We start from the raw sequence: 14,075 nt of genomic DNA, 5'->3' as shown, positions 1-14,075 counted from the left end.
AACGCACCCCGCGGCGCCGGCGGGACGATTCGTCGCGTCAAGGATGAAAGAAAAATAAAATCCTCCGCCCGCCTCTTGCCGCACATATGTTTTTTTGTCCGCCGCGGCTCCCGCGAGGGCGGCGTTTCAGCAAATGGCGGCAAAGGCGGGAATTGTGGCCTGCGCGGGGGGCGGGGCGGGCGGAAGACGGGTTGAACCTTCGGTCAAACTCCGCTCTACGACGGGGAAGATACAGAAAAGCCGGTCGGACGGAGCATGACAGAGAAACAGACGGATGCCGCCTCGATCGTGTTCGAGGCCGTGGGCAAGGCCTTTGACAAGCCCGGCGGGGGAACCGTCGCGGCGCTCGAGGACGTGATCCTCACCGTGCCGCCGGGAACGATCACGGGCATCATCGGGCGGTCCGGCGCCGGGAAATCGACGCTCCTGCGCATGGTGAACGGGCTCGAGCGCCCGACCTCCGGCCGCGTGCTGGTCGGCGGGCAGGATGTCGGCACGGCGAAAGGTCCCGCCCTGCGCGCGATCCGGCGCGATGTCGGCATGATCTTTCAGCATTTCAACCTTCTGTCCTCGCGCAGCGTCGCCGGCAACATCGCCCTCCCGCTCGAGATCGCGGGCGTGCCGAAGGCGCAGATCGCGCCGCGCGTCGCCGATCTGATCGCGCGCGTGGGCCTCTCGGCGCAGGCGGACCGCTACCCCGCCGAGCTTTCCGGCGGGCAGAAGCAGCGCGTCGGCATCGCCCGTGCGCTGGCTACGGGGCCGAAGGTGCTCCTGTCCGACGAGGCGACCTCCGCCCTCGACCCCGAGACGACGCAGACGGTTCTCGCGCTGCTGCGGGACATCAATCGCGACCTCGGCCTCACGATCCTGCTGATCACGCACGAGATGGCGGTGGTGCGGGACATCGCGAGCCATGTGGCGGTGATCGACGGCGGCAGGATCGTCGAACATGGCACGACCTACGATGTCTTCGTCGCGCCGAAACACGCCACCACGCGCTCCTTCCTCTCCGGTGTCACCGGCGTCACGCTGCCCGAATTCATCAGGCACCGGCTGACGGACAGCCTGCCCGCGGGCGGCGGCGACGAGGTGATCCGCGTGACCTTCGCCGGGCAGCACGCGACCGATCCGATGCTCGCGCTGCTCGCGCGGGATCTGGGGATCGAGGTCAACATCCTCGCCGGCGCGGTCGAGGAGATCGGCACGCATCCCTTCGGCAATCTGCTCGTCTCGCTTCCCGCCGGACGGGGGGCGGAGGCGCGGTCCTATCTCGAACGTCACGGGCTCATGACGGAGGTGCTCGGCTATGTCGGCTAATCTCATCAACCTGCTGATCGAGGCGACGGGACAGACGCTCTACATGGTGGCGATCTCGGCGCTGATCGGCACGGTCTTCGGCCTGCCGCTCGGCACCTTCCTCGCCACGTCGCAGCGCGGGGAACTGCTGTCGGCTCCGCTCGTGAACAAGGTGCTCGGCCTTGTCGTCAACGCGACGCGCTCCGTGCCCTTCATCATCCTCGTCGTCGCGATCATCCCCTTCACCCGGATGGTGGCGGGCACCTCCATCGGTACCACGGCAGCCATCGTGCCGCTGACCATCGCCGCCATACCCTTCATCGCCCGGCTGGTGGAGAACGCGATCCGCGAAGTCGACAGCGGGCTGATCGAGGCGGCCCGCGCCATGGGCGCCACGCCGGTGCAGATCATCGTCAAGGTGCTGGTCCCCGAGGCCCTGCCCGCGATCACCCTCGGCCTCACCCTCGCCGTGGTGAGCCTGATCGGCTATTCGGCCATGGTGGGCGCGGTCGGCGGCGAGGGGCTCGGCGATCTCGGCATCCGCTACGGCTACCAGCGGTTCATGCCCGAAGTCATGGCCGTGGTCGTGCTCATCCTCATCGTCCTCGTGCAGCTCGTGCAATCCGTCGGGGAATGGATTGCCGCGCGCGTGGACAAGCGCGCCCCGAAAGGGCGCGGACAGTAACCGGACCTCAGAACCTCAAGGAGAGAAAACATGAAGCGTCTCGCGACCCTGACCTCCGTCCTCGCCCTGATCTCCTCGACCGCCCTGGCCGAGGAGATCAAGGTCGGCGTCTCCCCCGGCGAACATGCCGAGATCATGGAAGAAGTGGCCAAGGTGGCCAAGCCGATGGGACTCGACATCGACGTCGTCGAGTTCTCCGACTACGTCATCCCCAACCAGGCGCTCGCCGATGGCGACATCGAGGCGAATTCCTTCCAGCATGTGCCCTATCTGGAGAACCAGATGGCGGATCGCGGGTTCGACCTGACGGTGGTGGCCAACACGATCACGACCCCGATGGGCGTCTATTCGGACAAGATTTCCGAGCTCTCCGAGCTCGAGGACGGGGCGAATTTCGGCATTCCGAACGATCCGACGAACGGCGGCCGCGCGCTGCTGGTGCTGCAACAACTGGGCGTGATCTCCCTCGACCCGGAGGCCGGTCTCAAGCCGACCGTGCTCGACATCACCGACAACCCGAAGAACCTGAGGTTCACCGAACTCGACGCCGCGCAGCTTCCGCGCTCGCTGGCCGATCTCGATGCGGCGCTGATCAACACCAACTACGCGATCGCGTCCGGCCTCGATCCGAAGGAGGATTCCATCGCGATGGAAAGCGCGGAAAACCCCTATGTGAACGTGATCGTGGTGCGCACGGGCGACGAGGAGCAACCCTGGGTCCAGACGCTGATCGACGCCTACCATTCCGACGAGGTGAAAACCTTCATCGAGGACAGCTATCACGGCACGGTGCTGACCTCCTGGTAAGCGACCCGGTACGGGACGGGACGAAACGCGCGGGGGAGCCTCCCGCGCGTTTTCCATATGCGGTTCCCGCCCGAAGGCGCAGGGCTCACCCGGAATAGACGTCGGTGATCAGCCGGGCCACGAGATCGGTGGCCGGAAGCGGCTGGCGGCCCGTGCTGCGGATCAGCGAGACCTCGCGCACCAGATCCGGCTCGACGATCTTCTGCACGAGGAAGGCCTCCGGCCGCGGATGCGCGCTGAGCGCGCTGCGGGAGACGATACATCCGGCGATCCCCTGTTCCGCCAGTTCCAGCATCACGTCGACCGTTTCGATCTCGAACCGGATATTCAGGCCGATGCCGGCGCCTTGCGCCGCGGCATCCACCATGGCCCGCAGCGAATGCGGCGCGGGCGGCAGGACGACCGGATGCCGGGCGAGGGCGCCGAAGGGGATCGTGACTGCGGCATCCCGGTCGGGACGGGCGGAGACGAGCACGATATCCTCCTGCATCACCGGCTCGGCGCCGATGCCGGAGGGCAGGGCACCCGTCAGATGCACGAGGGCGAGATCCAGACGCCCGGCGGCGATCCAGTCGACCAGCGTCGCGCTCGGCGCGGTGACGAGGTTCAGGCGGATCTCGGGAAAGCGCGCGGAGGCGCGCTCGATCAGCCCGGCACTCTTCTTCGGGTCGATCGCGGGACCGACGCCGACCGTCACCTTGCCGGCGGGCGTCTTGCGGGGGCGCAGAAGCTCGACGGTCTCCTCCACGTCGCGCACGATGCGCCGCGCGTGGGGAAGCAGTTGCCGCCCCGCCTGCGTGATCTCGACCCCGCGGCTGTGCCGGACGAAGAGCTGCCTGTCGAGCTCCTCCTCGAGCGTGCGGATGTGCAGGCCCAGGGCAGGCTGGCTGATGTGGAGCGCGTCGGCGGCCCGGCTGAGGCTGCCGAGTTCGGCGACAGCGATAAAGAAGCGCAGGCGCTTGATGTCCATCATCCTGTCCGGGGCAATCTTCGGGAAAGCCCATCAGATCATGCAAATTCCGGATTGACCAGACATGCCGGACAGATCGCGGCGCGGCAGGAGGCTTTGCCTTCAGCAGATGCAAGGAAACGGTTCTACCCCGGCGCGCGGGCCTGCCGTAGGCTCGTCTCGAATTCAACAGGATCTGCTCTGCCGGACTTCCGGCGGACCCGGCCGCGGGACCGACGTGCCGGCGGGGAGGGGGCGTGCTGCCCGTTCCGGCCGCCGGCGGCCTGCCCGAATTCTTCGCTCTACCGGGGCGGCATCCTGCCGTCCGTCTCTGTCCAAGGAGGTTTTCGTGACATCAGACAAGACGCTCACCCGATCCGCGCCGCCGCAAGGCCAATGGGCGCTCGGGATCGACATCGGCGGGACGTTCACCGATATCGTTTTGCACAACGAACGCGACGGCACCGTCCATTCCCACAAGGAGCTGACGACGCCGGGCGATCCGGCGACCGGCGTGCTGACCGGGATGGAGACGCTGTTCGCCCGCGAGAAGGTGGCCCCCGGCGATGTGGGGCGCATCGTGCATGCGACGACGCTGTTCACCAATGCGCTGATCGAGCGGAAGGGGGCGGAGACCGGGATGATCACCACCCAGGGCTTCCGCGACGTGCTCGAGATCGGGACCGAGCGCAAGTACGAGCTTTACGACAATTTCATCCGCATGCCCGAGCCGCTGGTGCGCCGCAGCCTGCGCATCGACGTGCCGGAGCGGGTCGCCGCGGACGGGTCGGTGGTGCAGCCGCTGGACGAGGCGGCGGTGATCGAGGCGGGCCGGCGGCTGGTGGAGCATGGCGTCGACTCCGTCGCCATCGTCTTTCTGCATTCCTATGCCTATCCCGAGCATGAATGCCGGGCGCGCGATCTTCTGGAGGCCGAATTCCCCGGTCTTTTCGTCTCCATATCTTCCGAAGTCGTTCCCGAGATCCGGGAGTTCGAGCGCAGTTCGACTACCGTCGCCAATGCCTATGTCAAACCTCTGGCTTCGCGCTATCTCAACGAGCTCGAGGACCGTATCCGCGCCTTCGGCATCGACGCGGGCATCTTCATGATGCTGTCGAGCGGCGGGTTCACCCATGTGGAGGAGGCGCGCCGCGTGCCGGTGCAACTCCTTGAATCCGGTCCCGCGGCCGGGGCGCTGTCGGCGGCCTTCTTCGGGGAGCGCAGCGACCACGCCTCGCTGCTGGCCTTCGACATGGGCGGGACCACGGCCAAGCTCGCGATGATCGACGAAGGCGAGCCCAGCATCGCCTATCGGTTCGAGGCGGCCCGCGAACGCCGCTTCCGTCCCGAATCCGGCCTGCCGCTCAGCATCACCACCATCGAGCTGATCGAGATCGGCGCCGGCGGCGGTTCCATCGCCTCGGTAGACGGGGTCGGCCTGCTGAAGGTCGGTCCGCGGAGCGCCGGATCGACGCCGGGCCCGGCCTGCTACGGCCGTGGCGGGACCGATCCGACCGTGACCGATGCCACGCTGCTGCTGGGCTATCTCGATCCCGAGACCTTCGCCAACGGGACCATCGCGATCAGCCCGGAAATCGCGCGCGACGCCTTCGCGCCGCTGTGCGAGGCGACCGGCCTCGGGGTCGAGGAACTGGCCTGGGGCATCTATGACGTGGTGAACGAGAACATGGTGAGCGCCGCGCGGATGCATATCGCGGAAAACGGCAAGGATCCGCGCCGCTACGCGCTGCTCGCCACCGGCGGCGGCGGGCCGCTGCACGGCTGTGCGGTCGCCGGCAAGCTGGGCATCCGGGAGGTGATCTGCCCGCCCTCGGCCGGTGTCGCCTCGGCCAGTGGCCTGCTCGTGGCGCCGGTGCGCGTCGACCGCTCCCTCTCGGTGGCGACACCGCTGAACGAGCTCGACTGGGACGCCTTCGAGGCGGAGTATCGCGCCCTCGAGGAGGATGCGACCGCCGTCAGCCGCGCGACGGGCGCCGCGCCGCAGCCGGCGATCCGGCGCGCCGCCGATATCCGCTATGTCGGGCAGGGCTTCGAACTCGTCGTCGATCTGCCCTCGGGCCCCTTCGATGCCGCATCCCTGCCGGTGATCCGGGAGCGGTTCGAGGCGGAATATCGCCGCGTCTTCCAGCGGCTGCCGGACTCGGAGATCGAGATCATGAACATCCGCGTCTCGGTGCAATCCCCGGCCTCGGACGCGGCGGGGCTGCTTGCCCCGCCGTCCGGCGGCACGCTGCCGGAGGCGCGGAAGGGCCTGCGGCAGGTCCGGTTCGGCAGCGAGAGCGTCGCGGCCGCCGTCTATACCCGCGCTCTCATGGGGCCCGGATCCGAGGTGGAGGGGCCCGCGATCATCGAGGAGCCGGTCTCCACGCTGGTCGTGCCGCCCGGCGCGCGCGCCCGCGTGCATCGAAGCGGCAACCTCGTCGTCACCCTCGACCAATCCTGAAACGACAGTACGGAGTCATACGCGATGAGTTCAGTTCAATTCGACGCTGTCAGCCTGCAAATCCTCTGGAACCGCCTGATCTCGGCGGTGGACGAAGCCTCGGCCATCCTCGTGCGCACCGCCTTTTCCACCATCGTGCGGGAATCGCATGATTTCGCGGTGGTCGTGACCGATGTCGAGGGGCAGTTGCTCGCCCAGGCGACACAGTCGATCCCTTCCTTCATCGGCACCCTGCCGCGCACGGTGCGCCATTTCATCGAGGGCTTCGGCCTCGAGAACATCCATCCCGGCGATGTGATGATCTGCAACGACCCCTGGCAGGGCACAGGCCACCTCCCGGACATCAACCTGTGCCGGCCGATCTTCGTGGGCGAGCGGCTCGTGGGCTTCGCGGCCTCGACGGCGCATGCGATGGACGTGGGCGGCCGCTCCGGCAGCCTGGTCATGCGCGACATCTTCGAGGAGGGGTTCCAGATCCCGCGCTGCAAGCTGATCAGCGCCGGCCAGGTGGACGAGACGCTGGTGCGGCTGTTGCGGACCAACGTCCGGGCGCCGGATCAGGTCATGGGCGACCTCTGGGCGCAGATGACCAGCCTCGACGTCGCCGCGCAGCGGGTGACCGAGCTGATGGCGGAATACGGGCTGGAGGATCTGACCGATCTCGGCCGCGAGATCCTCGACCGCTCCGAAAGCGCGATGCGCACCGCCATCTCCGCCATGCCGGAGGGAACATACCGCTATACCGTGACCCCCGACGGGCTGACCGAGCCCTTCGAGGTCAACATGGTCATCACCCTGAAGGACGGGGACTGCCTCGTCGATTTCGAGGACGTGCCGCCCCAGATGGACGGAACTTCCCTCAACGTGGTCTATGCCTATACCTTCGCCTATACCGTCTATGGCCTGAAATCGGTCATCGCGCCGGACCTGCCCAACAACGAGGGCGTGCTGCGGCCGATCACGATGACGGTGCCCGAGGGCAGCATCCTCAACCACAGGTATCCCTGCGCGGGCTTCTCGCGCAACATGATCGGCCACCACCTGCCGGTCGCCTCGATCACCGCGCTTGCGGAGGCGGTGCCGGAGCGGGTGATGGCCCCCTGCGGCGTGGCCACCTGGGCGATGCACCAGACCGGGACGAACGAGAAGGGGCCCTATGCCAACCTTTTCTTCTTCAACGGCGGCTATGGCGCGACCTGCCGGCATGACGGGCCGAGCGTGCTGAGCTGGCCGTCCAACATCTCCGGCGTTCCGGTCGAGATCATGGAGCGGCTGGCGCCGATGCGGGTGGATTACAAGAGGCTGCGGGCGGATTCCGGCGGGCGCGGCCGGTTCCGCGGCGGGCTCGGTCTCGAGGTCGCGATGCGGGTGCTCGAGACCTCCCCGATCGAGATCTACCTTCAGGCCGACCGTACCCGGTCCGTTCCCGAGGGCATTCTCGGCGGCGAGGCCGGGGCCGTGGGGGAGATCATCGTGAACGACGGGGAGCCGATCCTCGGCGAGCGGTCGCTGTCGCTCTCCTCGGGCGATGTCCTGACCCTGCGCACGCCGGGGGCGGGCGGCTACGGCCCGGCCGGGGAACGCGACCGGCGGATGATCGAACGGGATCTCGCCGAAGGCTACGTCACCGTCCGCGGTGCGGGCGACTGGGTGTAACCCGGCGCGAGGTGCCGTCGTGAAGGGCGCACCCCGGCCACGCGGAATGGCGTGGCCGGGGTGTCCGATTTTCGACGGGTGGACGGGCGCCGTGTCGGTGCCTCAGGCCCCGAACAGGCGTCCGGCGGCGCGCAGGCGCGGGTCGCGCCGGGTCTCCTCCGGGTCCGGGACATGGCCGAGACAGCGCCACAGCGTCGCGGTGTTCGAGGTGAGGACCGGAATGCCCAGCTCCCGCTCGAGCGGCGCGATGAGCGGCAGGGTCGGAAAATCGGTGCAGCTGATCACCAGCGCCGCGACATCCGCGGCCCCCACTTGCCGGGCAAGGCGCTCCACGGTCGCAAGCGGCGTCTGCGCGATCTTGGGATATTCCCACGCCCCCCGCGCGCCGAGCCCCAGCCCGGCGACGGCCAGGGTTTCGATCCCGTGCGCCGCGAGGAAGGCCACCTCATGCGCGTTCATCGCCTCCGAATAGGGGGTGGCGAGGCCGATCCGTCCGGCACCGAGATGGCGCAGCGCCTGCACGAGGCTGTCCGCCGTCGTGATCACGCTCACGCCGCTGCGTGCGGAGATCTCCGCCCCGAGCGCGTCGGAGGGCGTGACCAGCGACCCGGCGGTGCAGGCATAGGCCACCACATCCGGCCGCATCGGCGCCAGCATCGCGACCGCCGCCTCGAGATCGGTCTTCAGAGCGGCGATGCCCTCGGTGCTCTGCGTGTCGGTGTGCAGTGCCATGCGGTGGCTGTGGGCCGTGGCGCCCTCGGGCAGGAGGCGGGACCATTCGGCCTCGTTCACCGTGTTGGTCGGCGGAACGATCAGGCCGATCCGGGCGCGCATCGAATAGCTCGAGGCGGGGCGGGTCATCTTCGCCTCCGTCACTTGAGCGCCTGCGGGAGCCATGTCGCGATCTGCGGGAAGAGCGTCAGGACGAAGACGTGCAGGATCATCACCAGGCAGAAGGGCGCGGCCGCGCGGGCGAGCCGGCCGATGGGGTCGCCGGTGAGGTGTTTCATCACGAACAGGTTGATCCCGACCGGCGGGGTGATCTGCGCCATCTCGATCGTCACGATGAGGAAGATCCCGTACCAGACCGGATCGAAGCCCGCCGAGACCGCGAGGGGCAGCGTGACCGGCAGGGTCATGACGATGGTGGACAGCCCGTCGATGACGCAGCCCAGCACGAGGTAGAACACCACCAGAAGCGCGATCAGCGCGAAGGGCGACAGGTGCAGCGCCTCGATCGCCTGGGCGATGTCGGAGGGAATGGACAGCCGCGCCATGGCCTTCGTCAGAAAGAGCGCGCCGGCGAGGATGAGGCTGATCATGCTGCATGTCCGCACCGCGCTCATCAGCGCGCCGGTGAGCTTGCGCAGCCGGAAACCGGGATCGAGCAGCAGCAGGACAAGCGCGCCCGCCGAGCCGACGGCGGCCGCCTCGGTCACGGAGGCGAGGCCCGTCAGCATCGAGCCCATCACGCAGAGGATGAGCAGCAGGGTCGGCAGCAGCCGGCCGATGGACTGCGCCGCCTGGCGGAAGGTCAGCGGTCTGGCATCCGGGTCGTCGGGGGCGCGCGAGCGCAGGCCGATCCAGGCCATGAACATCGCGCAGAGCAGGAGGCCCGGAAGCAGCCCGGCGATGAAGAGGTCGAGGATGGAGACCTGTGCGATGACGCCGTAGACGATCATCGGGATGGAGGGCGGAATGAGCAGCCCGATCGAACCCGCGCCCGCCAGCGAGCCGCGGTTCAGCATCGGGTCGAAGCCGCGTTTGTCGAGTTCCTCGACGGTGATGCGCCCGACGGTCGCGGTGGTCGCGGCCGAGGAGCCGCTGATCGCGGCGAACAGCGCCGAGGCCAGCACGTTCACCTGGATCAGCCCGCCCGGCAGCCGGCGCGCGAAGGGCGCCAGCCCGTCGAACAGGTTGCGCGACAGGTTGGTGACGTAGAGGAGTTCGCCCATCAGCACGAAGAGGGGCAGGGTGACGAGTTCCTGCGAGGTCGCCGTGCCCCAGATGTCGGAGGCGAGGAAGGTGCCGACCCTCATGTTGCGAAAGAGTTCCAGCGACAGGATGCCCGTGCCCATGAGGGACAGGCCGATCCAGGTGCCGCTCAGCAGCAGGACGGCCAGGGCGGTCAGGATGAATGTTGCCGGGACGGCCATGATCAGATTTCCCTTGCGAGGTCGGGGGCGGCGGCACGCGGCCGCACGAAGCCGAGCGTTTCCATCATGCAGGCGACGATCCCGGTGCAGATCAGCCAGAGGGAGACCGCCAGCATCATCTGCGGGATCCAGAGCGGCGTGGCGCTGGGATAGAGGCTCGTCGAACCGCGCTCGAGGCTCGCGAGCGCATAGAGCGTCATGTGCCAGGCGGCGAAGCTGGCCACCGCGAGGCCGATGGCCTCCGTGACCACCGCCATGCCGCGGGCGAGCGGGGCGGAGAGCCGGTCGCTGAGCAGGGTGACGCGGATATGCCCGGCCTCGGTAAAGACCCAGCCGCTTCCGGCAAAGAGGCTCGCGCCGAGAAGGTAGACGGAATATTCCGTCGCCCAGGGCTGGGAGATGCGGAAGGCCGAGTTCAGCACCACCTCGAGCACCAGCATGAGCGCCAGGACGGCGAGGGCGGCGGCGGCGAAAACGGCTCCGGCGCGGGTCGCGAGACGGCAGGCCCGATGGAGTGTCTGCATGGTCTGATCTTTCCTGAATCGGGGAACGGGCGGCGGTCCGGCCGTCTGGCCGCGCCGGTCGGATCCGGTCGCAGCCGGAGCATGCGACCGGACCGGATCTTAGTCCTCGGCGTGATAGGCGTTCAGCACGCGTTCCGCGTCGGCACCGGTACTTGCGACCAGATTCTGCTCGAGCGAGGCCGTGGCGTCACGCATCGCGGCCAGCATGTCGGGCGAGGGCACGGAGACTTCGAGGCCGTTCTCCTCGAGTTGTTTCATCCGCATGTCGTGTTCCTGGCGGGCGACCTCCCAGAACTCCGGCTCCATCGTCGCGGCGAGGTCGAGGACCGTCTGCTGCGTCTCGGGCGCGAGCTCGTTCCAGTAATCCATGTTCACCGACATGAGGTTGAAGGAGACCATGTGGTTGGTGACATAGCCGTAATCGAGGAATTCCCAGAGCTGCTGGGCGACGGCGGTCGTCCCGGAGGTCATCACCGCGTCGAGCTTGCCCGTCGCGAGCGCCGGGATCACGTCGGCGGAGCCCATGATCAGCGGCAGCATCCCGAGGCTTTCCGCGAGGTTGGAGGTATTGGTGTCCATGGTGCGGACGGCGAGGCCCTCGAAATCGTCGAGGCTCTCGATCTTCCGGTTGGTGAAGATGAGCTGCGTCGGCCAGGGCACGGAATAGAGCAGCTTCTGGTTCCGCGTCTCGAGCGCCTCTTCCCAGACCGGGCGGATGAGCTGGTAGTAGCGTTCCACATCGCTCTCGTCGTCGAACAGGAAGGGAATGCCGTCGAGCCCCAGAAGGGGCAGGTCGCCCACGTTCATCATCGCGGCGGTTTCCCCCATCGGCACGATGCCGTCTTCCAGCGCGCGCACCGTTTCAGTGGGCCGCACGCCGAGCGCGCCGCCGGCGTGGATCTTCAGCGACAGCTCGCCACCGGTCGCCTCCTCGACCGCTTCGGCAAAGCGCTCGGCATTGCCGACGTGATATTCCGACGGGCCCCAGGGAAGGGAGACGTCCCAGGTTTCTGCGGTCGCGAAAGTGGCTGTCACCGTCATCGCGCAGGTGAGCGTCGCGGAAAGGAAGAGGTTGGTCATCATTGGTCTCATCTGTTGGAAAGGTTGCGTGTCGACGCGCCTTCGGTCGAGGAGCGTTCTTTTTTATGGGTCTTGGTCTGGGTTCCGGGGCGGCATCGCGCCCCGGCTCACCGTGTCGCGGGGACGGGGCCGGGACGGCCGGCGCGTCGGGGATCGGGGGCGACTGGCGGGAGAGGAGTCGGTTGCGTCATCGTTGTGCGTATCCGTTGTTCTACATTATGGAACATTTATCCTAAATAGTAGGATATGGATCGTGCCGGTTCCGGTCAAGTTCTGTGCCGGGATGGCGGAAGGAGCGGCGTGCAGAAGATTAAACTCTAGGCAATGCCGGGCCGCGTGAGGGCGAGAAAAAAACGGCGAAGGCGGGAGCCGTGCGGGGCCTCTGTTCCGCATGGCGTCGGCTATGGGACAGCGGGAGGAAAAGGCCCCCGGCGGGTCGGACGTCAGGCCGGCCAGGGCGGCGGCTGCGGGCGTCCGGGTGGGCGGGGGTCAGGGGAAAACTCCTGCCGCGCCGCCGGGGGAGGACGGGGCCCGCACCGCCGGTGCGCGGTGCGGGCCCCGGTGCGGGAAGGATCAGGCGGAGAGGCGGCCGAAGTAATCGGCTTCCTTGCGCGCGAGATGATCCGCCCAGATCGCGACGGTGGTGTTCGGATCGTGCCGTTCCGCCCATTTCTTGGGGATCTGGAGCGGGTTTTGCGGATTCTTCCGCCCGAGCCGCAGCAGGACCATCTGCCGGAGCAGTTCCAGGACCGCCTCCGCGCAGACCGGCGGGGTGCCGTCGGTCCAGCCGTTCGCGAGCCCCGTCGCCGGGTCGATGAAGCCGAGCGCGGCGGCGGTCCCGGTCAGGCGGCGTTCCTCTTCGAGGCTGTGGATCGCCTCGGGCATGTGCAGCGCCGCGGCGATGGTCGCGCCGATCGCATAGGCGCCCCAGTTGGCGATGGCCGCGACCACGAGCAGGTCGGTCTCCACGGGGGTGCCGATCACGTCGCCGGTGGGGACGACGCGCAGGATGTCCTCAAGGATGCTGCCCATGCCGACCTCGTTGCCGCCATCGCCGATGCCGATGGTCAGGATGCCGCGGCGGCGGGCTTCGGCGAAGACGTGGTCGACTTTGCCGACGGTGTCGGTGACGTCGAGCCCCTTGCCGGTGTGGTAGCGGCCGCGCGGGCAGGGCGCGGGCTTCTCGATCGCGATCATCGCGGCGGGCGCGAGGTCGCAGAGGCGTTCGGCCTCGGCCTTCGCGCGGTCGTGGTCGATGGGCAGCGGCATGACCGCCGCCTTGAACGGCGTGGTGCGGGCGAGCTCGTAGTCCAGCACCTCGAGCCCGAGGGAGGCGGCGAGCCCGGCCATGCGCTCCATGTTGGCCACCTCGGTCAGGAAGACCGGCGTGATGTCGAGGGTCACGCAGAGCATCCGTGCCAGCGCCACCGCGCCGAGCGGGCCGTCCATCTCGTCGATCATCGAGGGCGGGTCGAAGAAGCCGGTGCAGAACACCACCGTGTCGCGCGGCTTGACCCGGTCGAGCAGTTCCTTCGCCGCGGTGTAGATCAGCGGCTCGGCCCGGTTGGCGCGGGCGGCGTCGTAGAGTTCGCGGGTGATGTTGGCGCCGGTCAGCTCGGCGCTGCCGCCGGACATGAAGACCTGGACGGAAATCAGCCGGTCGGCGGAATCCGCGACGGCATGGGCGAGATCGAGATCGGGGGTGAATGTGTCGGTCATTTCAGGAACAGGCTCCCGTAGTCTTCCAGGGTGTCGTTGATGCCGCTGCTGCGCAGGGCGTGCCAGTAGAGGGCGGTGTTGATGGCGATCACCGGCTTGCCCAGCCGGTCTTCCGCGCGGGGCGCATGGCGGGCCATGCACAGGTTGGTGCCGCATTGCAGGATCGCGTCGACGTCCAGCGCGCCGAGTTCGTCGAGCGCCGCGTCCATCTCCGCGAGGGTCGTGGCCGCGATGTCGGTGGGGCTCGAGCGTTTCAGGCCGATGATCTGCGCCACGTCATAGCCGAGATCGGTGAAGAAGCGGTGGACGTTCGCATCCCCGATGGGGAGGTAGGGGGTCAGGATGCCGATCCGCCGCGCGCCGTAGCTTTTCAGCGCCGCATCGGCGGCGTCCGATCCCATGGTGACGGGAAGGTCGGTCCATTCCGCGAGCTGGGCGGCGAGCTTGCGGCTGCCCTCGAGCCCGCCCCAGAAGGTCTCGGACGACATGCCGATGACGACATGGTCGGGCTCGCAGGACAGGGCGGACTCCAGCGCGGCCCTGGTGCCTTCCTCGATCAGGCCCATGAAGCGCTCCATGTCCGCGTCGGACTTCAGGGCGGCATTGGGAACCGCGACGCGGGAGATGTGGTTGGTGACGCCCTCGACGCGCATGTCGTCGAATTCCGGCTGGACGATGGTGTTCGTCGAGGGGATCAGAACGGCAATCTTGCGCCGCCATCCCATGAGGTCAGTCATGT

General features: G+C 68.0%; 12 protein-coding genes. 5 read left to right on the top strand and 7 right to left on the bottom strand.

What is annotated here, in order from left to right; all coding sequences use genetic code 11:
* Positions 1-255: 255 nt before the first annotated feature.
* From P73_RS14330 to P73_RS14320, 3 genes are read left to right on the top strand one after another with little or no spacing between them, the layout of a single operon-like run.
* Positions 256-1,317 carry a methionine ABC transporter ATP-binding protein gene (locus tag P73_RS14330; RefSeq protein WP_043870092.1) on the top strand — a complete coding sequence of 354 codons (1,062 nt, stop codon included), beginning with the start codon at positions 256-258 and terminating at the stop codon, positions 1,315-1,317.
* Positions 1,307-1,981: a methionine ABC transporter permease gene (locus P73_RS14325; protein ID WP_043870091.1), complete on the top strand. Its 675-nt coding sequence runs from the start codon at positions 1,307-1,309 to the stop codon at positions 1,979-1,981. Before P73_RS14330 ends, P73_RS14325 begins: the two co-directional genes overlap by 11 nt.
* Positions 1,982-2,011: 30 nt before the next feature.
* Positions 2,012-2,788: a MetQ/NlpA family ABC transporter substrate-binding protein gene (locus tag P73_RS14320; RefSeq protein WP_043870090.1), complete on the top strand. Its 777-nt coding sequence runs from the start codon at positions 2,012-2,014 to the stop codon at positions 2,786-2,788.
* Positions 2,789-2,873: 85 nt separating this feature from the next.
* Here P73_RS14320 and P73_RS14315 read toward each other — a convergent pair whose 3' ends face one another.
* Positions 2,874-3,758 carry a LysR family transcriptional regulator gene (locus P73_RS14315; protein WP_043870089.1) on the bottom strand — a complete coding sequence of 295 codons (885 nt, stop codon included), beginning with the start codon at positions 3,756-3,758 and terminating at the stop codon, positions 2,874-2,876.
* Positions 3,759-4,086: 328 nt separating this feature from the next.
* Between P73_RS14315 and P73_RS14310 the strand changes: the two genes are divergently transcribed.
* Positions 4,087-6,201, top strand: coding sequence for a hydantoinase/oxoprolinase family protein (locus tag P73_RS14310; RefSeq protein WP_052453292.1), 2,115 nt, complete (start codon positions 4,087-4,089; stop codon positions 6,199-6,201).
* A gap of 24 nt (positions 6,202-6,225) precedes the next feature.
* A complete protein-coding gene (locus P73_RS14305; protein WP_052453291.1) occupies positions 6,226-7,857 on the top strand; it encodes a hydantoinase B/oxoprolinase family protein in 1,632 nt (543 codons plus the stop codon).
* Positions 7,858-7,959: 102 nt separating this feature from the next.
* Here the strand turns inward: P73_RS14305 and P73_RS14300 are convergent, their stop codons facing one another.
* From P73_RS14300 to P73_RS14275, 6 genes are all read right to left on the bottom strand, one after another.
* Complete coding sequence (locus P73_RS14300; RefSeq protein WP_158401945.1) at positions 7,960-8,718, bottom strand: maleate cis-trans isomerase family protein; 759 nt, start codon at positions 8,716-8,718, stop codon at positions 7,960-7,962.
* A gap of 11 nt (positions 8,719-8,729) precedes the next feature.
* The gene (locus P73_RS14295) at positions 8,730-10,013 is read right to left on the bottom strand and encodes a TRAP transporter large permease (RefSeq protein WP_043870088.1); all 1,284 of its coding nucleotides are present in this window, start codon (positions 10,011-10,013) and stop codon (positions 8,730-8,732) included.
* A gap of 2 nt (positions 10,014-10,015) precedes the next feature.
* Entirely contained in the window at positions 10,016-10,537 is a 522-nt protein-coding gene (locus P73_RS24465; RefSeq protein ID WP_052453289.1) for a TRAP transporter small permease, read from the bottom strand.
* A gap of 99 nt (positions 10,538-10,636) precedes the next feature.
* On the bottom strand, positions 10,637-11,617 hold the full coding sequence (locus P73_RS14285) for a TRAP transporter substrate-binding protein (protein ID WP_158401944.1): 981 nt from the start codon (positions 11,615-11,617) through the stop codon (positions 10,637-10,639).
* 573 nt (positions 11,618-12,190) lie between these two features.
* The gene (locus tag P73_RS14280; protein WP_043870087.1) at positions 12,191-13,336 is read right to left on the bottom strand and encodes a glutamate cyclase domain-containing protein; all 1,146 of its coding nucleotides are present in this window, start codon (positions 13,334-13,336) and stop codon (positions 12,191-12,193) included.
* Positions 13,333-14,073, bottom strand: coding sequence for a maleate cis-trans isomerase family protein (locus tag P73_RS14275; RefSeq protein ID WP_043870086.1), 741 nt, complete (start codon positions 14,071-14,073; stop codon positions 13,333-13,335). Before P73_RS14275 ends, P73_RS14280 begins: the two co-directional genes overlap by 4 nt.
* Between the last annotated feature and the right edge of the window lie 2 nt (positions 14,074-14,075).

It is taken from the genome of Celeribacter indicus (assembly GCF_000819565.1).
Lineage (GTDB): Bacteria > Pseudomonadota > Alphaproteobacteria > Rhodobacterales > Rhodobacteraceae > Celeribacter > Celeribacter indicus.
The sequence above is the reverse complement of the archived record's forward strand: the minus strand, read 5'-3'. Positions and strand labels throughout refer to the sequence as shown.